The sequence below is a fragment of the Cupriavidus phytorum genome, from assembly GCF_003254285.1.
Classification (GTDB): Bacteria; Pseudomonadota; Gammaproteobacteria; order Burkholderiales; family Burkholderiaceae; genus Cupriavidus; species Cupriavidus phytorum.
Genome location: NZ_QKZN01000007.1, coordinates 172,785 through 191,216 on the forward strand (window position 1 = coordinate 172,785; position 18,432 = coordinate 191,216).

The following is an 18,432-nucleotide window of genomic DNA, read 5'->3' on the forward strand; positions in this document are numbered from 1 at the left end:
CGCAGCCGACGGCAAAGTGCCCGTGATTTCGAAATTTCCGTATCAATTTCAGATTCGTCCTAATGAGATGGCGGTCCAGCGCCCCTAGAGTGAAAACACCTCACCGCTCTCGCCGACCCGCTTGCCGTTCCGTCCGTCCTCTTCTGTTTCGCCACCCGCCACCACGCACCCGCTTCGTGCTGCTGTCGATTCCACCCCACCCGCCGTGCACCCGGCACGTGTCAGCCGCAGCGCGCGTGCGTGGCGGCGCGCGTGCGCCATGGCCCTGGCCGTCGGCCTGTCGCATGGCAGTGTGACCGCGGCGCTGGCGGCGACCGTGCCGGCGTCGGCGCCAGCGGCGCATTCGCATGCGCAACTGCTGGGCTGGTCCACCGGGGTGCTCTGCGTCCTTACACCATGCCTGCTGGCGTGGATCATCGCGCTGTACCGCGAGGTGCGCCGGCGCCGGGCCGCGGAAACCGCCCTGAAGGACCACGTCGCGATCCAGACCGCGCTGCTCGATGGCATTCCCCAGCCGGTCTATCTGCGCGATGCCCGGCTGCGGCTGGTCGCCTGCAACCGCAGCTATGAGGAACTGATGGGCGCCACGCGCGGCACCCTGGTGGGGCAGCCGCTGGACGCACTGCAGGCCTCACATCCCCTTGCCGTCGACATGGCGGACCTGGCGCAGGACTACCGCCAGGTCATCGAAGACGGCGCGCCGCTGTGCGCGGACCGATGCCTGCGCCTGGGTAACCGTACCTTGCATGTGCTGAACTGGCTGACGCCGCTGCGCGGCGCCGACGGCACCGTCAAGGGCCTGGCCGGCGGCTGCGTCGACCTGACCGAGCGCCACCAGATGCTGGCCGAATTGGCCCAGGCCAAGACCGAGGCCGAGGCCGCCAACCGCGCCAAGTCCGCGTTCCTGGCTTCGGTCAGCCACGAGATCCGCACGCCGATGAATGCCATCACCGGCATGCTCGAGCTGACGCTGGCGCAAAGCCAGCTGCCGGACGAGCAGCGGCTGCAGCTCGTCACCGCGCACAAGTCGGCACTGGGGCTGCTGGCGCTGATCGACGACATCCTCGACCTGTCCAAGCTGGAGGCGGGCAAGTTCAGCATCCATCCGGCGCCCGCGTCGCTGTCAGCGCTGGTCGACGATACCCTGCTGATCTTCGGACCCGTGGCCGCGGAAAAAGGCCTGCCCCTGACCAGCGGCGCCAGTCCCGCGCTGGCGCCGCTGCATCAGGTCGACGCGCTGCGCTTCCGGCAGATCCTGGCCAACCTGGTGTCCAATGCGGTGCGCTTTACCGATAGCGGCACGGTCCACGTCCGGCTGGATGCGCAGGCGCCCTGCGACGGCGTCCAGCATGTCGTGCTGACCGTTTCCGACACCGGCGTCGGCATTCCCCTCGAGGCCCAGGCCCGGCTGTTCCAGCCGTTCGAGCAGGTGCACGGCTGCGCGCGCACCCACCCCGGCGGCACCGGGCTGGGGCTGGCCATCTGCCGGCGCCTGGCCACGGCCATGGGCGGCCGCATTACGCTGACCAGCCAGCCGGGCCGGGGCACGCGCGTGGTGGTGTCGCTGCCGCTGGCCATCGCCAGCGCGCCGCAGCCGGCCGAACCGGCCGAGCCGGCGCCGCCGTTGCCCATGGCCGGCTGCCCGCGGCGCAACGCCGGCATCCTTGTCATCGACGATCACGCCCCCAACCGCCTGCTGCTGCAGCGCCAGCTGGAACACCTGGGCCACCGCGTGAGCACGGCATGCGATGGCCGCGAAGCCCTGGTCGCGCTGGACCGCGGCAGCTTCGACGTGATCGTGTGCGACTGCGCCATGCCGGTGATGGACGGCCTCGCCTTCACGCGCGCGGTGCGGGCCCGCGGCGACGCCCACCGTTGCGTGCCCATCGTCGGCTGCACCGCCAGTGCCGTGGCCGGCGATCATGCCGCGGCGCTGGCGGCGGGCATGAACGCCGTGGTGGTCAAGCCGGTGGGCCTTCAGGCCCTGGATGCCGCCGTGTCGCAGGCGTGCGGCGGCCGGCCTGCGCCGCCGCCCAAGACGCCGGAGCCGGACCCAGCCGGCCCCGTCCAGGGGCAAGATCTGGCGCTGTCCGCCGGCACGGCAAGCGGCGCCAGTTCCCGCGGCGCGGCTGCTCCCGGCGCGCGGGCATCGTGGTGTGCGGTCTGCCGCGCGATGAACGTGCAGTGCGACCGCGTCGATCTGCCCGAGGACTGACCGCCCGCCTCAGGGCTCCATCGGCACTGCGCTGGTGCACTTGATCTCGTCCAGGCACACGCTCGACTTCACGCCGCTGACGCCGGGAATGCGCATCAGCGTATCCAGCAGGAAGTCCGACAGCGATTTCAGGTCGCGCGCGACCACCTTCAGCACGTAGTCGATATCGCCCGTCACCGAGAAGCACTCCTGGATCTGCGCCAGTTCCGCCACCAGCCGCTTGAAGTTGGACAGGTCGCGGATATGCCCGCGCTCCATCGTCACGTGGATAAAGGCAACCACGCCGAAGCCCAGCGCCGCGGCGTCCAGCCTCGCTTCATAGCGCTTGACCAGCCCGGCTTCTTCCAGCCGGCGGTGGCGCCGCAAGGTCTGCGCCGGCGACAGCGCGATGGCCTCGGCCAGTTCCAGGTTGGATGCCCGCCCGTTCTCCTGCAGCACTCCGAGCAAGCGGCGATCGGTGCGGTCAAGCTCGATTGATTGCACTTCGGTTTCCTCATCTCAAGTATTCAGGAAATCAAATTTCATAATCTAGGGTTTCCCTGCCTGTTTTACGAAATCCAATTTTGCCGCCCCGAATATACACTGCATCCCAAGCAAGCGCACCGCAAACCCGTGCCGTCACGGGTCCGGTGCCGAGCCGGCTGGCCCCGGCGCGACTGCGCAAGCAAGTGCTGAAGCCACAATATTATTTCCCGCCCCTACGTTCTTACCGAGAAAGCCATGGCCGACCTGTTTGACAATCCGATGCAGCTGATGGGCTTCGAATTCGTGGAATTCGCCTCGCCCACTCCCAACCTGCTTGAGCCGCTGTTCGAGCAGATGGGCTTCACGCTGGTGGCAAAGCACCGTTCCAAGGACGTGGTGCTGTACCGCCAGGGCGAAGTGAACTTCATCGTCAACCGCGAGCCGCACAGCCACGCCGCCTACTTTGCCGCCGAGCACGGCCCGAGCGCCTGCGGCATGGCCTTCCGCGTCAAGGATTCGCACAAGGCCTACGCCCGCGCGCTGGCACTGGGCGCGCAGCCGGTCGAGATCCCGACCGGCCCGATGGAGCTGCGCCTGCCGGCGATCAAGGGCATCGGCGGCGCGCCGCTGTACCTGATCGACCGCTTCGAGGAAGGCAAGTCGATCTATGACATCGACTTCGAGTTCATCGAGGGCGTCGACCGCCACCCGGTCGGCCACGGCCTCAAGCTGATCGACCACCTGACCCACAACGTTTACCGTGGCCGCATGGCGTATTGGGCCAATTTCTACGAAAAGCTGTTCAACTTCCGCGAAATCCGCTACTTCGACATCCAGGGCGAGTACACCGGCCTGGCCTCCAAGGCCATGACCGCGCCGGATGGTAAAATCCGCATTCCGCTGAACGAGGAATCGTCCAAGGGCGCCGGCCAGATCGAAGAGTTCCTGATGGCCTTCAACGGCGAGGGCATCCAGCACATCGCCTTCCTGACCGACAACCTGATCGAAGTCATCGACCGCCTGCAACTGGCCGGCGTGCCGCTGATGACCGCGCCGAACGACTACTACTACGAGGCGCTCGACACCCGCCTGCCCGGCCACGGCCAGCCGGTCGAGCAACTGAAGTCGCGCGGCATCCTGCTGGACGGCACCACCGAAGGCGGCAAGCCCCGTCTGCTGCTGCAGATCTTCTCCAAGACCGCGCTGGGCCCGGTGTTCTTCGAGTTCATCCAGCGCCAGGGCGACGAAGGCTTCGGCGAAGGCAACTTCAAGGCACTGTTCGAGTCGCTGGAACGCGACCAGATCGAACGCGGCACGCTCAAGGTCGAGGCCTGACCGGCATCGACCTGCACTGACCGGCCGCCTTCGTCGGCGCGCCGGTCCGGCAACGCGCACGCCCCGCGCGGCAGACACCCTGCCGCGCGCGCGGCGACGACCCCCAGGCCCAAGCGTCCGACTCCAACAACAGCCAGAGACGCGGGCCCGCATTCCATGAGAATGGGTAGAGGAAACACTGCATGCATTCCAGCAACAATGACGGCTCGCTCAAGCGCGGGCTGAAGAACCGGCACATCCAGCTGATCGCCCTGGGTGGCGCCATCGGCACCGGACTTTTCCTGGGCATCGCCCAGACCATCAAGATGGCGGGGCCCTCGGTCCTGCTGGGCTATGCCATCGCCGGCATCGTCGCCTTCTTCATCATGCGCCAGCTCGGCGAGATGGTGGTGGACGAGCCCGTCGCCGGCTCGTTCAGCTACTTTGCCGACAAGTACTGCGGCCACTTCGCCGGCTTCCTGTCGGGGTGGAACTACTGGGTGCTGTATATCCTGGTGAGCATGGCCGAACTCTCCGCAGTCGGCATCTACGTGCAGTACTGGTGGCCGGAGATTCCCACCTGGGTCTCGGCGCTGGCGTTCTTCGTCATCATCAACGCGATCAACCTGGCCAGCGTGAAGTCCTTCGGCGAGATGGAATTCTGGTTCTCGATCATCAAGGTCGCGGCGATCATCGGCATGATCGGCTTCGGCGGCTACCTGCTGATGTCCGGCAATGCCGGCCCGCAGGCCAGCGTGGCCAACCTGTGGCAGCACGGCGGCTTCTTCCCCAACGGCATGGGCGGCCTGGTGATGGCGATGGCGGTGATCATGTTCTCGTTCGGCGGCCTGGAGCTGGTGGGCATCACCGCGGCCGAGGCGGACTCGCCCGAGAAGACCATCCCCAAGGCCACCAACCAGGTGATCTACCGCATCCTGATCTTCTACGTGGGCGCGCTGGCGGTGCTGCTGTCGCTGTACCCGTGGGAGAACGTGGTCACCGGCGGCAGCCCGTTCGTGCTGATCTTCCACGCGCTCAACAGCAACTGGGTGGCCAACGTGCTGAACGTGGTGGTGCTGACCGCGGCGCTGTCGGTCTACAACAGCGGCGTGTACTGCAACAGCCGCATGCTGTACGGCCTGGCGAAACAAGGCAACGCCCCCAAGGCGCTGCTCAAGGTCAACCAGCGTGGCATCCCGCTGACGGCGCTGGCGTTCTCGGCGGTGGCCACCGCGGCCTGCGTGGTGATCAACTACTTCATGCCCGGCAAGGCCTTCGAGCTGCTGATGGGGCTGGTGGTGTCGGCGCTGATCATCAACTGGGCCATGATCAGCCTGATCCACCTGAAGTTCCGCGCCGACAAGCGCAAGGCCGGCCAGGCCACGGCATTCCAGAGCTGGGGCTATCCGCTGACCAACTACCTGTGCCTGGTGTTCCTGGCCGGCATCCTGGTGGTGATGTACCTGACCGAAGGCCTGCGCATCTCGGTGTACCTGATCCCGGTGTGGCTGGTGGTGCTCGGCGTGAGCTACCTGGTGCGCCAGAAGAAGGCCGGCGCGGCGCTGCAGGGCGGCGTGGCCGCGCAGCAGCTGCGCTGAGCGGCTCCCAGCCAGGGCGGCGCCTGCAGGCTGCGGGCGCCACCGGTTAAAATCCCAGGCTGCGCGGCGCCTTGCGTCGCGGCAGCCGCCCCCGACCCAACTCCATCGCATCCCATGTTCGCACACATCGAGGCCTTTCCCGGCGATCCGATCCTCTCGCTCAACGAGGACTTCCAGCGTGACCCGCGCACCGACAAGGTCAACCTCAGCATCGGCATCTACTTCGACGATGACGGCCGCCTGCCGGTGATGCAGGCGGTGGCGCAGGCCGAGGCCGCGCTGCTGGCCGACATGGGTCCGCGCCCCTACCTGCCGATGTCGGGCCTGGCGGCCTACCGCAACGCCGTGCAGGCGCTGGTGTTCGGCGAGGACTCGCCGGCGCGCGCCGCCGGCCGCATCGCCACGCTGCAGACGCTGGGCGGCTCGGGCGCGCTGCGCGTGGGTGCCGATTTCCTCAAGCGCTACTACCCGCAGGCGCAGGTGTGGATCAGCGACCCCAGCTGGGAAAACCACCGCGTGGTGTTCGAGCGCGCCGGCTTCACCGTCAATACCTACCCGTACTATGACGATGCCACCGGCGGCCTGAAGTTCGACGCCATGATCGACGCGCTGCGCGCGATCCCGGCCGGCAGCATCGTGCTGCTGCACGCCTGCTGCCACAACCCGACCGGCGTCGACCTGAACCAGGACCAGTGGCGCCAGCTGATCGCGCTGCTCAAGGCCAACCAGCTGCTGCCGTTCGTCGACATGGCCTACCAGGGCTTCGGCGCTGGCCTGGAAGACGACGCCTTCGCCATCCGCGAACTGGTGGCGCAGGACGTGCCCTGCCTGGTGGCCAACTCGTTCTCGAAGAACTTCTCGCTGTATGGCGAGCGCTGCGGCGGCCTGAGCGTGTTCTGCAACACCGCGGCCGAGGCCTCGAACGTGCTGGGCCAGCTGACCGGCGCGGTGCGCGCCAACTACAGCAACCCGCCCACGCACGGCGCGCGCGTGGTCGCCAAGGTGCTGACCACGCCCGAACTGCGCCAGCTGTGGGAACAGGAACTGGCCGAGATGTGCGGCCGCATCGCGCGCATGCGCGAGGCCATCCACCACCATCTGCGCGACCATGTCAGCGGCGAGGCGCTGTCGCGCTACCTGACCCAGCGCGGCATGTTCACCTACACCGGCCTGAGCGCCGACCAGGCCGAGCGCCTGCGCGAGCAGCACGGCGTGTACCTGCTGCGCTCGGGCCGCATGTGCGTGGCCGGCCTGAACGAGCGCAATGTCGGCATCGTGGCCAAGGCCATCGGCAGCGTGCTGAAGGGCTGAGCCCGGTCCCATACGGCCTCATGGCGGCGCCTTCGGGCGCCGTTTTTGTTTTCGGCGCCACGCTTGCGGGCAGCGTAATTTCTACACGCACCGCGTGACGTTTTTGACGCTTGCCGCGCCGCGTTGCCGTAGCGCCCACGGCGCCATGGCCGGGGCGCTGCCCGGCACTGAACTTGCAGCCTTCCGGTATTCCCGGCGCCTTCCGACGACATGCCGGGACGCCGACAGAAGGCTCGCCCATGTCCGAAGACAACGTTCCGGCCCATTGCAGCACCACCGCCCCGCCAGGCGCGGCCACCCGCGCGGTCACGCTCCATGTCAACGGCAAGCCCTGCACCCTGCAGCTGGAACCGCGCTGCACGCTGCTCGACGCGCTGCGTGAAATCCTCCACCTGACCGGCGCCAAGAAGGGCTGCGACCGCGGCCAGTGCGGCGCCTGCACGGTGCTGGTCGACGGCCGCCGCATCAACGCCTGCCTGACGCTCGCGGTGATGCAGGAAGGCCGCCACATCACCACCATCGAAGGCCTGGCCAGCGGCGACACCCTGCACCCGATGCAGCAGGCCTTCGTCACCCACGACGCGCTGCAGTGCGGCTTCTGCACCCCGGGCCAGATCTGCTCGGCGGTGGGCATGCTGGCCGAGGCGCAGGCCGGCCATGCCAGCGCGGTGCGGCCGCTGAGCCCCGCGACCTTGCCGCTCGGTGACGACGAGATCCGCGAGCGCATGAGCGGCAACCTGTGCCGCTGCGGCGCTTACCCCAATATCGTCGCCGCGGTCCGCGCAGCTTGCGGCAACGGCGACGGCGACGGCAGCTACTAGGGCCCGGTATGAATCCTTTCGCTTATGAGCGGCCGGGCTCGGTCGACGAGGCCATGCGCCTGGGGAGCCAGCCGGGCGCCCGCTATGTGGCCGGCGGCACCAACCTGCTGGACCTGGTCAAGGCCGGCGTGGAAGCGCCGCGGCTGCTGGTCGACGTCAGCCGGCTGCCGCTGGACCAGATCACGGCGCTGCCCGATGGCGGCCTGCGCCTGGGCGCGATGGCCAGCAACACCGATGCGGCCAACCACGCGCTGGTGCGCGAACGCTATCCGCTGCTGGCGCAGGCGCTGCTGTCGGGCGCCTCCGGCCAGTTGCGCAATATGGCCACGGTGGGCGGCAACCTGCTGCAGCGCACCCGCTGCCACTACTTCTACGACCTGGGCTTTCCGGCCTGCAACAAGCGCAAGCCGGGCTCGGGCTGCGGCGCGCGCGACGGCATCAATCGCATTCACGCCATCCTCGGCGCCAGCGAGCAATGCATCGCCGTGCATCCGTCCGACATGTGCGTGGCGCTGGCCGCGCTCGAGGCCGTGATCGTGGTGCGCGCCACCACCGGCGAGCGCCGCATCCCGATCGGCGACTTCCATCGCCTGCCCGGCGATACCCCGCAGTGCGACACCATGCTGGCGCCCGGCGAGCTGATCGTCGCCATCGACCTGCCGCCCTCGCCCTACGCCGCCCATGCGCATTACCTGAAGGTGCGCGACCGCTCCAGCTTTGCCTTCGCCCTGGTCTCGGTCGCCGCGGCGCTCGAACTCGACGGCAAGCTGGTGCACAGCGCACGGCTGGCGCTGGGCGGCGTGGCACACAAGCCCTGGCGCGTGCCCGCAGCGGAACGCGCGCTGGCCGGCCGGCCGCTGAGCGCGCACAGCGCGGCGGACGCGGCGCGGCTGCTGCTCGACGGCGCGCACCCGTATGCGCACAACGCGTTCAAGATCGGACTGGCGCAGCGCGCCGTCGCCCTCGCGCTGAAGGTTGCCAGCGGCCCGCCAGGAGCTTCGCCATGAGCGTAACCGGCACCCCGCTCGACCGCGTCGACGGCATTCCCAAGGTCACTGGCAGCGCCCGCTACACCGCCGACCACACGCTGCCGGGACTGGTCCATGCGGTGATGGTGACCAGCGCCATTGCCAGCGGCGAGATCGTCGCCATCGACACCGCCGCGTGCGAACGCATGCCGGGCGTGCGGCTGGTGCTGACGCCGTTCAACGCGCCGCACCTGCCCAAGGGCGGCAAGGCGGCCGCGGACATCCCCACCGCCGGCCATGTCATGAGCCTGCTGCAGGACACCACGGTCCACTACAACAACCAGCCTATCGCGGTAGTGGTGGCCGATACGCTCGAGCAGGCCCGCGACGCCGCGCGCTGCCTGCCGGTGCAATACCGGCAGGGCGATGCCGTACTGGACTTCGCGCAGGCGCGCGCGCGGGCGCGCAAGCCTGACGAGGATGAATCGGCCGACAGCCGCCGCGGCGATCCCGATGCGGGCCGGCGCGGCGCCGCAGCCGTGATCGACGCGGTCTACACCACGCCGATGGAAACCCACAACCCGATGGAGCCGCACGCCACCCTAGCCGCGTGGGACGGCGACCAGCTGACCCTGTACGACGCGACGCAATACGTCACCGGCGTGCGCAAGGCCGTCGCCGCCGCGTTCGGCATGGCTGCCGACAAGGTGCGCGTGATCTGCCCCTACGTGGGCGGCGGCTTTGGCTGCAAGGGCTCGGTGTGGTCGCACGTGGTGCTGGCCGCGATGGCGGCGCGGCAGGTCAGCCGGCCGGTCCGGCTGGTGGTGGAACGGACCCAGATGTTCGGCCCGGTGGGCGGGCGGCCATTTACCGAGCAGCATGTGGTCGCCGCCGCCGCAACCGACGGCGCGCTGCAAGCCTTACGCCATGACGTGACCACATGCACTTCCACGATCGAGGAATGGGTCGAATCCGCCGCACTGATCACGCGCCGGCTCTACACCTGCCCCAACCTGCAGACCAGCCACCGGCTGGTCGAGCTGGACATTGGCACACCCACCTTCATGCGCGCGCCGGGTGAAGCCACCGGCAGCTTTGCGCTGGAATGCGCGCTCGACGAACTGGCGGAGCGGCTCGGCCTCGACCCCGTTGCGCTGCGCCTGCGCAACCACGCCGACACCGATCCGGACAAGCAGCTGCCGTTCTCGAGCAAGTCGCTGCGCGAGTGCTATCGCGACGCTGCCGAGCGCTTCGGCTGGGCGAGCCGCGATCCGGCCCCACGCTCGATGCGCGCCGACGGCAAGCTGGTCGGATTGGGCATGGCCACCGCCACCTACCCCACCTACCGCTCGCCGGCCAGCGCGATGGTACGCCTGCTGCCGGACGGTACGGCGCTGGTGCGTTCGGGCTCGCAGGACCTTGGCACCGGCACCTATACGGTGATGACGCAGGTCGCCGCCGATGCGCTGGGCCTGCCGCCGCAACGCGTACGCTTTGAACTGGGCGATACGGCCTTCCCCGAGGCGCCGGTGTCGGGCGGCTCGCAGTCCGTGGCCAGCGTCGCGCCCGCCGTGCAGCAGGCGGCCGAGGCGGCACGGCTGCGCCTGATCCGTCAGGCCGTGGCCGATACCGCCTCGCCGTTGTCTGGCGCGCCGGCGGAAGATGTCGACATCGTCGATGGCTGGTTGCAACGCCGCTCGGATCCGGCGCAGCGCGAACCGATGTCCGCGCCGATCCAACGTGCGGGCGGGCGAGCGATCGAAGCCCGCGCCAGCACCAAGCCCGGCAAGGAACGCCAGGCGTATTCCATGCATGCCTTCGGCGCGGTCTTTGCCGAAGTCCGCGTCGACCCGGAACTGGGCGAGATTCGCGTCCACCGCGTGGTGGCCACCTACGGCGCCGGCCGGCTGCTGAACCGCAAGACCGCGCACAGCCAGCTGATGGGCGGCATCGTCTGGGGCATCGGCATGGCGCTGCACGAGAAGACCGAGCTCGACCTGGCCACCGGCCGCGTCGCCAACGCCAACCTGGCCGAGTACCACGTGCCGGTCAATGCCGACATCGGCACCATCGAGGTCATGGTGGTGGACGAGGACGATCCGCATATCAACGGGCTCGGCACCAAGGGCATCGGCGAGATCGGCATCGTCGGCGTGGCCGCCGCGATTGCCAATGCCGTGTACCACGCCACCGGCCGGCGCGTGCGCGACTTGCCGATCACGCTGGACAAGCTGCTCGACTGAAACGCCCTCCCGTCACCAGGCAGGAATCTGCAAGGCGCGCGCTGGCGGAGCCAGTGGTTGCGCCGGCCGCGATCCGGTGGAAAGATGTCATCCACGGGCCCCGCGCCCGCAACCTGGCTGCCCGCCATGCGGGCATGGAGGCTGCCATGACCGAGCGAATTCCACCGCGTACTTCCTCGTGCATCGCCCTGCTGCTGGCCACCGGCGCGTTGCTGGCCGCGGCCCCGGCCAGCGCCCAGACGCCGGCACCGCTGGCCGAATGGCAGTTCTCCGCCGGCATTCCGCTGCAGAAGCTGTTCCAGGACGACATCCCCGACTGGCAGGTCCGGCTTGGCGCCGCCGCGATGCTGCGGCCGCGCTACGACGGTTCGTCCGAGTACATCGTGATCGGCGGCCCCAGCATCGATATCCGCTACCGCGACCTCGCCTTTGCGTCGATCGGCGAAGGGCTGGGCGTGAACCTGCTGCGCGGCAGGAACTGGCGTGCTGGCATCGCGCTCACCTACAACCTGGGCCGGCGCGGGCAAGAAGACTCTCCCCACCTGGACGGCATGGGCAATATCAACCCGGCGCCCGAAGGCAAGCTGTTCGCAGAATACGCAGTCTCGAAGGAATTCCCGCTGGTGCTGCGCATCGATGCGCGCCGCAGCCTGGGCGGCAGCGACGGCTGGGTCGGCGACATCGGCGCCTATATGCCGCTGCCCGGCAGCTCGGAGAAATTCTTCTGGTTCGCCGGCCCCACCGTCACGCTGGCCGACTCGCGCTACATGAACGCCTGGTACGGCGTCAGCGCCGCGCAGGCGCGCGCGGGCAGGCCGCAGTACCACGCGCGCGGCGGGATCAAGTCATACGGCTTCGGCGTGACCTCGGTGTGGTACTTCGCCAAGCACTGGTTTGCCAGCTCTGACGTGGCCGTGTCGCAACTGGCCGGCGATGCGGCCGACAGCCCGATCACGCGCAAGCGCACCAACGCGGTGTTCGACCTGTCGGTCAACTACGAATTCTGACGATCATCGGGGCCGGCCCGGTTCGGCTATCGCACATTGGATGGCCCGCATCCCCGATTCAGCCGCCCCCAGTGCGGCACCGCACAGACTGCGTCCCGCATAATTGGCCGGCCGGAGCTCCGGCCGCAGGCCCCGCCAGGGGATTGCCAGGCATGCCAAAGAAGGAGACGTAGTTGAAGTCCAGCATCAAGCATCGCGTCGCGCGCAGCGCGCGTTCCATCGCCATCGCCGTTGCCGGCGTGGCCGCCATCCACACCGCCCCCACTGCCCTTGCCGCCGACGCGTGGCCGGCCAAGCCGATCAAGGTGATCGTGCCCTACACCCCGGGCGGCTCCACCGACACGGTCTCGCGGGTCGTATTCGAGCAGGTCTCGCAGCGGCTGGGCCAGCCCATCATCATCGAGAACAAGCCCGGTGCCAACAGCACCCTGGGCGTCGGCGTGGCCGCGCGCTCGGCGCCGGACGGCTACACCTTTGTCTCGGTGCTGGCGGCCTACAGCGCCAACATGTCGCTGTATTCGAAGCTCAGCTACAAGCCCGCCGACCTGGTGCCGGTGGCGGAAATGGCCGAGCTGCCGCTGTTCCTGTTCGCCAGCAAGAAGCTGCCGGTCAAGACCGTGGCCGAGCTGGTCGACTACGGCAAGAAGCATCCCGACACGCTGACCTTCGGCTCCAGCGGCGTCGGCAGCTCCGCCCACCTGACCGGCGAGCGCCTGGCGATGGAGTCGAAGCTCAAGCTCACCCACGTGCCCTACAACGGCAGCGCGCCGATCCTGCCGGCACTGGTGTCCGGCGAAGTCTCGGTGGCGTTCGACCCGTTGCTGGTGCCGATGCCGCACGTCAAGTCCGGCAAGATCAACGTGCTGGCCGTCGCCTCGGCCAAGCGCTGGCCGGGCGAGCCCAATATCCCGACCATGGAAGAAGCCGGCTTTCCCGGCTTTGTCATGAGCTCGTGGACCGGCCTGCTGGCACCGGCCGGCACGCCGCAGCCGATCGTCGCGCGCATGGCCCGGGAAATCGCCGCGGCCACGCGCAGCCCGGAAGTCACGAAGAAGCTGACCGACCTCGGCTTTGTGCCGGTGGGCGGTACGCCCGAGGAATTCCGCAAGCTGATCGAGCGCGATACCAGGCGCTATGCCGAGATCGTCAAGGCCGGCAAGATCACGCTCGACTAAGGCCGAGGGCTGGCCGGCGCCGGGCGCCGCCAGCCACGCCGCACCGCTTACCAGCGGTGCTGGTACATCGCCGTCAGCGTGATGCCCGCCGCCGGCAGCCGGCTGGTGTTGTTGCTGTTGCGCAGCAGCTGGCTGTACAGCGGGTAGTAATTGCGGTTGAACAAGTTCTCGATGCCGACCGTGATCGTGTCCTTGCGCGTCAGCTCATAGCGGCTGATCAGGTCCACGGTGGTATAGCTGCCGACCTCGCGCCGGCCGAAGCTGTTCTGGCCGTTGAGCCGGTAGTCGCGGCTGGCGTAGTAGCTCAGCTGCACGCGGTTGCTCCACTGGCTCACGGGACGGAACTGCAGGTACGCCGTGACCTTGAGCGGCGGAATGCGGTAACCGGTCATGTCCTGGAAGTCCGCGCTGCCCTGCGGCCGCTCGCGTCCGTTGATCCAGGTGATGGTGCCGCCCGCGCCCCAGCGCTCGTCGTCCGAGCGGTAGTCGGCGGCCGCTTCCACGCCCGCGATGCGCTCTTCGGTGCGGGTCAGGATCAGGCCGTTGTTGAAGCTCTGCACGTCGCCAAGCTTGGACGTGGTGTAGAACAGCGCCACGCTCGCCAGCGTATTGCCCAGCGCGCCGCGCCAGCCCAGTTCATAGTTGTTGGTCTTGACCGGATCGAGGCTGGACGAATTGATATCGAAGCCGGCACGCGCGTTGCGGATCTGCAGCCCGATGTCCGGCAGCTGGAAACCCTGGCTGAACGAGGCATAGAACTCCTGGCCCTTGACCGGCGCATAGGCCGCGCCCAGGTTGAACAGCCAGGCGCCATAGTTGACCGTGCCGCCCTTGACCGTGGCCGGGTTGCTCACGCGCGATTGCGACAGCGGCACGAAGTCATCGAAGCTGGCGCTGGCGCGCTCATAGCGCAGGCCGCCCTCGGCCGACCACTGCTCGCTGAACTTGTGCTGCAGCTGGCCGAAGATGCCGCCACTGCGCGTGGTCAGCGGCGGCATGTAGGTGGCCGTGCCGATGCGGTTGAAGACCAGCCCGCCGCTGCTGTCGTAGGCGCGCGGATCGAACAGGTCCAGCGGCATGTCGCTGCGCTCCTGGTTGTAGTCGGCGCCCCACAGCAGCTTGGTGGCCTTGGCCTGGCCCAGTGGCGTGCTGATGGTCAGGCGCCCGCCGAACACGTCGCTGTTCTGGCTGATCTGGTCGACATTGCCGCCGCGCGTGGCCACCGCGCGCGCATCGAAGGGCGGGAAACGCGTGAAATAGTCGCGGTAGTAGAACTGGCTCGATACCGTGCTGCCGAACAGGTCCTGGTGCTGGTAGTCCAGGTTGACCACGGTATTGCGCAACTCGTTCTGGTTGTCCAGCTGCAGGCCGCGGATCGCGCGCGCGGCGGTGGAGCCGGCCGGCGCCCGGGCCACCGACGGATCGGACGCATAGTCGGTGTTCTGCTTCGCCTGGTAACGGCTGACGCTCAGCTGCAGGCGCTGCTGGCCGTCGATGCGCCAGCCCAGCTTGCCGCTCAGGTTGTAGACGTTGGAATCGAAGAGATCGCCCTGGCTGGGCTCCGGCGCAATGCGGTGGCCTTCGGCATCGTAGGGGCTGCCGATGCGCTGCGCGCCGAGGTGGAAGGCATAGTCGATCGGGCCCTGGCTGCCGGAGAAATGCTGCTGCACGTTGGCGCTCAGCCCTTCCTTGCTCAGCCGCGTCAGCGGCGTGCCCAGCGTCACCGTGGTATCCGCGCTCGGCGGTCCGCCGGCCTGGCGCGTGGTGATCGAGATGATGCCGCCGCTGGCGCCCGCCCCGTAGAGCGCGCTGCTGCCGCGCAGCACCTCGATGCGCTCGATATTGCTGGGGTCGATGGTGGCCAGGTTGCGCGCCGAGTCGCGGTTGGTGTTCAGCGGGATGCCGTCGACCAGCACCAGCGCGCTGCGCCCGCGCAGCGTCTGGCCGAAATCCGTCACCGTGCGGCTGGAATCGGCCATGCCCGGGATGACCTTGCTCAGCATGGTGGCAAGGTTGGTCGAACCCGTGCGCAGTTCGTCCAGCTCCTCGCGCTCGATCACCGTGACCTGCCGCATCGGGTTGACCAGGTCGCTCTTGATACGGTCGACCCGGACCTCCACGGCATTCAGGCTGCCCGCTTCCACCGACGCCGCCGGCGCCTGGGCTTGAGCTTGTGCTTGGGCCTGTGCGGCCGAGACAAGCGGCATCGTGCCCGCGATGGCACAGATCAGCAGGGACAGCGGGCGAGGACGAAGGGCGAAACGGATGGAGGTGGCCGGAAGGGTTTGCATGGTGGCTGCAGCTGCGCGCGCTGGCTTTCTAATGATTTGTAACAAAACCCGGAATGATAATGATTCCTGATTGTGTCAGCAAGCGCGGATGTGGCCCTGCTTATGTCTGGCATGGCATATGGCAGCGCAGGACGCGATCGGAGCCCGCCCGGATTGCCGTGATAGAGTCGGCATTCGTTCGCTGCAGTCAACCTAACGTCGCCATCCATCGAGCCAACGACCGAGGAGCACCCATGTTTGACCACGTCAAATTCGGAGTCAGCGACTACGCCGTCAGCAAGACGTTCTTCCTCAAGGCGCTGGAGCCGCTCGGTGTAGCGGTAGCGTCGGAGGGGCCGCCGGCGTACGGCGTCGAACTCAGCGGCAGCGGCAAGGCTTCGCTATGCCTGTTCCAGACCGACGAGAAGCCCGCGCATCTGCACCTGGCGTTTGTCGCCGAGACCCGGCAGCAGGTCGACGCCTTTCATCGCGCAGCGCTGGCGGCCGGGGCCACGGACAATGGCGGCCCCGGGCTGCGGCCGCATTACCATGCGAACTACTATGCGGCCTTCGTCATTGGTCCTGACGGGCACAACATCGAGGTGGTTTGTCACGCGCCCGACGCATAACCCTTCAGACCAACATCCTGTCGTCATCATTGCGCTCCTGGTCGCAATCGACTAGGCGCCACCCTGCCGCTTTGGATTGATGCGCGTCAAGCGCGCATCGACGCCGGCATCTAGGCTGAATAAGGCGCCCGCCACCTTGATTCCGCACATCCCTTCGTCAGGAGACTCATCATGTACCAGCGCATCCTGCTCGCCGTCGATGGCAGCCGCTCTTCGGACCTGGCCCTGAGCCAGGCCATCATCATCGCCAGGGCAACCGGCGCCGAGGTCAAGGCCCTGTTCGTGGCGGACGACACCGATATCTTTTTCGAAGCCAGCTACTTCAACCCGAAAGAACTGGTCGACAGCCTCATCGCGCATGGCCGCAAGGCACTCGATGCGGCCTCCGTCAGGCTCAGCGAGGCGGGCGTGCCGCACCTGATGCAACTGGATGAAAAGCCGGTGGCGCCGGGCCAGATCTCGTCGACCATCGTTGCCGAGGCCGATGCCTGGAATGCCGACCTGATCGTGCTGGGCACGCACGGGCGCCGCGGGGTACGGCGCCTGCTGATGGGCAGCGTATCGGAAGGCGTGCTGGCCAAGACGAGCAAGCCCGTGCTGCTGGTGCGCAGCGAAATCGAAGGCTAGGCCCTGGACCGCAGGCATGTGGCGGTCCAAGCGGGTACGAAACCTGCAACGATTGGCTGGCATCCGTACTCACCACATTCATGCCATGAAACCTGTCACGCTGATTGGCGCCCCCACCGACGTCGGGGCCGGCACGCGCGGCTGCTCGATGGGCCCGGAGGCGCTGCGCGTCGCCGGCCTGGCGCAGGCGCTGTCTCGCAACAAACTGCAGGTCGAGGACGCCGGCAACCTCGACGGCCCCGCCAATCCGTGGGAGCCGCCCCGGGACGGCCTGCGCCACCTCGACGAAGTGCTGGCGTGGAACCGTGCCGTCTATGACGCCTGCCTCGGCACCCTGCAAGCCGGTCGGCTGCCGCTGCTGATGGGTGGCGACCATTGCCTGGCGATCGGCTCGATCAGCGCCGCGGCGCGCCATTGCCGTGACACCGGCAAGACCCTGATGGTGCTGTGGCTCGACGCGCACGCCGACGCCAATATCGGCACCACCACCCCTACCGGCAACATGCATGGCATGCCCGTGGCCTGCCTGTGCGGAGACGGTCCGGCACCGCTGACCACGCTGGCCGGCGCGGCGCCGGCGGTACAGCGCAGCGCGATCCGGCAGATCGGCATCCGCAGCGTCGATGCGGAGGAAAAGCGCCGCCTGCACGAATTACATCTGGCGGTGTACGACATGCGCTACATCGACGAGAACGGCATGCGCCACACCATGCAGCAGGCGCTGGCCGGCATCGACGCGCAGACGCACCTGCACGTCAGCTTCGACGTGGATTTCCTCGACTGCGTGATTGCGCCCGGCGTGGGCACCACCGTGCCGGGCGGGCCGACCTATCGCGAAACCCAGCTGTGCATGGAAATGATCGCCGATACCGGCCGGCTGGCATCGCTCGACGTGATGGAACTGAACCCGGCCTGCGACGTGCGCAACCAGACCGCGCAACTGTCCGTGGACCTGGTGGAAAGCCTGTTCGGGAAATCGACGCTATGGCGTCCGCCGCCCGCTTAAGAAGTTGCACGGCGTGCCTGTCGATACTTCAATGCCGTGCAAGGAAGCCGTCATGACGAAGCGCCGATGAGGTGCTATATTGGGAGCCATCGTTTCCTAATTTGCCAGTCTGCGGCATGACAGCAACCCACCCTCAGGATCCCACGCGCCCACGCAGCCGGGGCCGCCCGCGCGAGTTCAGCGTCGACCAGGCGCTGGATCGGGCCGTGCGCGTGTTCAGCGAACGCGGCTACCACGGCGCTTCGATCTCCGACCTGACCCGCGCCATGCGTCTCGCGCAGGGCAGTCTCTACAAGGCGTTCAAGGACAAGCAATCGCTGTTCCTGGCGGCGTTCGATCGCTACCGCGCGCAGCGGTCGGAGAAGCTGCACCGGGCCATCGACAGCGCCGGCACCGGGCTGGAACGCCTGCGCGCCACGCTGGACTTCTACGCCGACTCCGCCCAGGGTGCCACTGGCCGGCAAGGTTGCCTGGTCGTCTGCAGCGCGGTGGAACTGTCTGCATTCGACAGACCAGTGGCCAGCCACATCGCCGCCGCGATGGCGCGCAACGAGGCGTTGCTGGCCGACCTGATCCGCCAGGGCCAGCAAGACGGCTCGATCCCGGCCCATGTGGACGTCGAAGCGACTGCGCGGATGCTGTTGTGCCTGACGCAGGGCATGCGGGTCGTCGGCAAGACCGGACGCAGCCGCGAACAGATGCAAGCCGTGGCGACGGCCGCGCTGCAGGTATTAGCCTGAAAATTTTTTTCCCATTTAGGAAACAATCGATTCCATTTTAACC

At 67.9% G+C, this 18,432-nt stretch carries 15 protein-coding genes; 13 read left to right on the forward strand and 2 right to left on the reverse strand.

Annotated elements, in window-relative coordinates:
* The first annotated feature begins 259 nt into the window (after positions 1 to 259).
* Complete coding sequence (locus tag C7416_RS19000; protein WP_181461272.1) at positions 260 to 2,215, forward strand: PAS domain-containing hybrid sensor histidine kinase/response regulator; 1,956 nt, start codon at positions 260 to 262, stop codon at positions 2,213 to 2,215.
* Between the two features lie 9 nt (positions 2,216 to 2,224).
* Here the strand turns inward: C7416_RS19000 and C7416_RS19005 are convergent, their stop codons facing one another.
* On the reverse strand, positions 2,225 to 2,698 hold the full coding sequence (locus tag C7416_RS19005; protein WP_025581629.1) for an Lrp/AsnC family transcriptional regulator: 474 nt from the start codon (positions 2,696 to 2,698) through the stop codon (positions 2,225 to 2,227).
* A 237-nt stretch (positions 2,699 to 2,935) separates the two neighbouring features.
* Here C7416_RS19005 and hppD point away from each other — a divergent pair, with 237 nt between their 5' ends.
* The 8 genes from hppD (at position 2,936) to C7416_RS19045 (ending at position 13,117) form a co-directional block, all read left to right on the forward strand.
* Positions 2,936 to 4,015, forward strand: coding sequence for a 4-hydroxyphenylpyruvate dioxygenase (hppD, locus tag C7416_RS19010; protein WP_018007493.1), 1,080 nt, complete (start codon positions 2,936 to 2,938; stop codon positions 4,013 to 4,015).
* A 182-nt stretch (positions 4,016 to 4,197) separates the two neighbouring features.
* Positions 4,198 to 5,592 (forward strand): amino acid permease, encoded by a 1,395-nt coding sequence (locus C7416_RS19015; protein WP_111520364.1) that lies wholly within the window; start codon positions 4,198 to 4,200, stop codon positions 5,590 to 5,592.
* A gap of 114 nt (positions 5,593 to 5,706) precedes the next feature.
* Positions 5,707 to 6,903: an amino acid aminotransferase gene (locus C7416_RS19020; RefSeq protein WP_111520365.1), complete on the forward strand. Its 1,197-nt coding sequence runs from the start codon at positions 5,707 to 5,709 to the stop codon at positions 6,901 to 6,903.
* 167 nt (positions 6,904 to 7,070) lie between these two features.
* Complete coding sequence (locus C7416_RS19025; RefSeq protein WP_373425140.1) at positions 7,071 to 7,724, forward strand: (2Fe-2S)-binding protein; 654 nt, start codon at positions 7,071 to 7,073, stop codon at positions 7,722 to 7,724.
* A gap of 8 nt (positions 7,725 to 7,732) precedes the next feature.
* A complete protein-coding gene (locus tag C7416_RS19030; protein WP_111520367.1) occupies positions 7,733 to 8,731 on the forward strand; it encodes an FAD binding domain-containing protein in 999 nt (332 codons plus the stop codon).
* Positions 8,728 to 10,935, forward strand: coding sequence for a xanthine dehydrogenase family protein molybdopterin-binding subunit (locus C7416_RS19035; RefSeq protein WP_111520368.1), 2,208 nt, complete (start codon positions 8,728 to 8,730; stop codon positions 10,933 to 10,935). The genes C7416_RS19030 and C7416_RS19035 overlap by 4 nt, the downstream gene beginning before the upstream one ends.
* 146 nt (positions 10,936 to 11,081) lie before the next feature.
* On the forward strand, positions 11,082 to 11,942 hold the full coding sequence (locus C7416_RS19040) for a MipA/OmpV family protein (protein WP_373425092.1): 861 nt from the start codon (positions 11,082 to 11,084) through the stop codon (positions 11,940 to 11,942).
* 173 nt (positions 11,943 to 12,115) lie between these two features.
* The gene (locus C7416_RS19045) at positions 12,116 to 13,117 is read left to right on the forward strand and encodes a Bug family tripartite tricarboxylate transporter substrate binding protein (RefSeq protein ID WP_062803305.1); all 1,002 of its coding nucleotides are present in this window, start codon (positions 12,116 to 12,118) and stop codon (positions 13,115 to 13,117) included.
* Positions 13,118 to 13,164: 47 nt separating this feature from the next.
* Here the strand turns inward: C7416_RS19045 and C7416_RS19050 are convergent, their stop codons facing one another.
* Positions 13,165 to 15,408 carry a TonB-dependent receptor gene (locus C7416_RS19050; RefSeq protein ID WP_111520370.1) on the reverse strand — a complete coding sequence of 748 codons (2,244 nt, stop codon included), beginning with the start codon at positions 15,406 to 15,408 and terminating at the stop codon, positions 13,165 to 13,167.
* Positions 15,409 to 15,641: 233 nt separating this feature from the next.
* Between C7416_RS19050 and C7416_RS19055 the strand changes: the two genes are divergently transcribed.
* The 4 genes from C7416_RS19055 (at position 15,642) to C7416_RS19070 (ending at position 18,389) form a co-directional block, all read left to right on the forward strand.
* A complete protein-coding gene (locus C7416_RS19055) occupies positions 15,642 to 16,016 on the forward strand; it encodes a VOC family protein (protein WP_111520371.1) in 375 nt (124 codons plus the stop codon).
* Positions 16,017 to 16,187: 171 nt separating this feature from the next.
* On the forward strand, positions 16,188 to 16,643 hold the full coding sequence (locus tag C7416_RS19060; RefSeq protein WP_111520372.1) for a universal stress protein: 456 nt from the start codon (positions 16,188 to 16,190) through the stop codon (positions 16,641 to 16,643).
* An 85-nt stretch (positions 16,644 to 16,728) separates the two neighbouring features.
* A complete protein-coding gene (rocF, locus tag C7416_RS19065; protein ID WP_111520373.1) occupies positions 16,729 to 17,649 on the forward strand; it encodes an arginase in 921 nt (306 codons plus the stop codon).
* Between the two features lie 116 nt (positions 17,650 to 17,765).
* Positions 17,766 to 18,389, forward strand: a complete 624-nt coding sequence (locus C7416_RS19070) for a TetR/AcrR family transcriptional regulator (protein ID WP_111520374.1) — start codon at positions 17,766 to 17,768, stop codon at positions 18,387 to 18,389.
* Positions 18,390 to 18,432 lie beyond the last annotated feature (43 nt).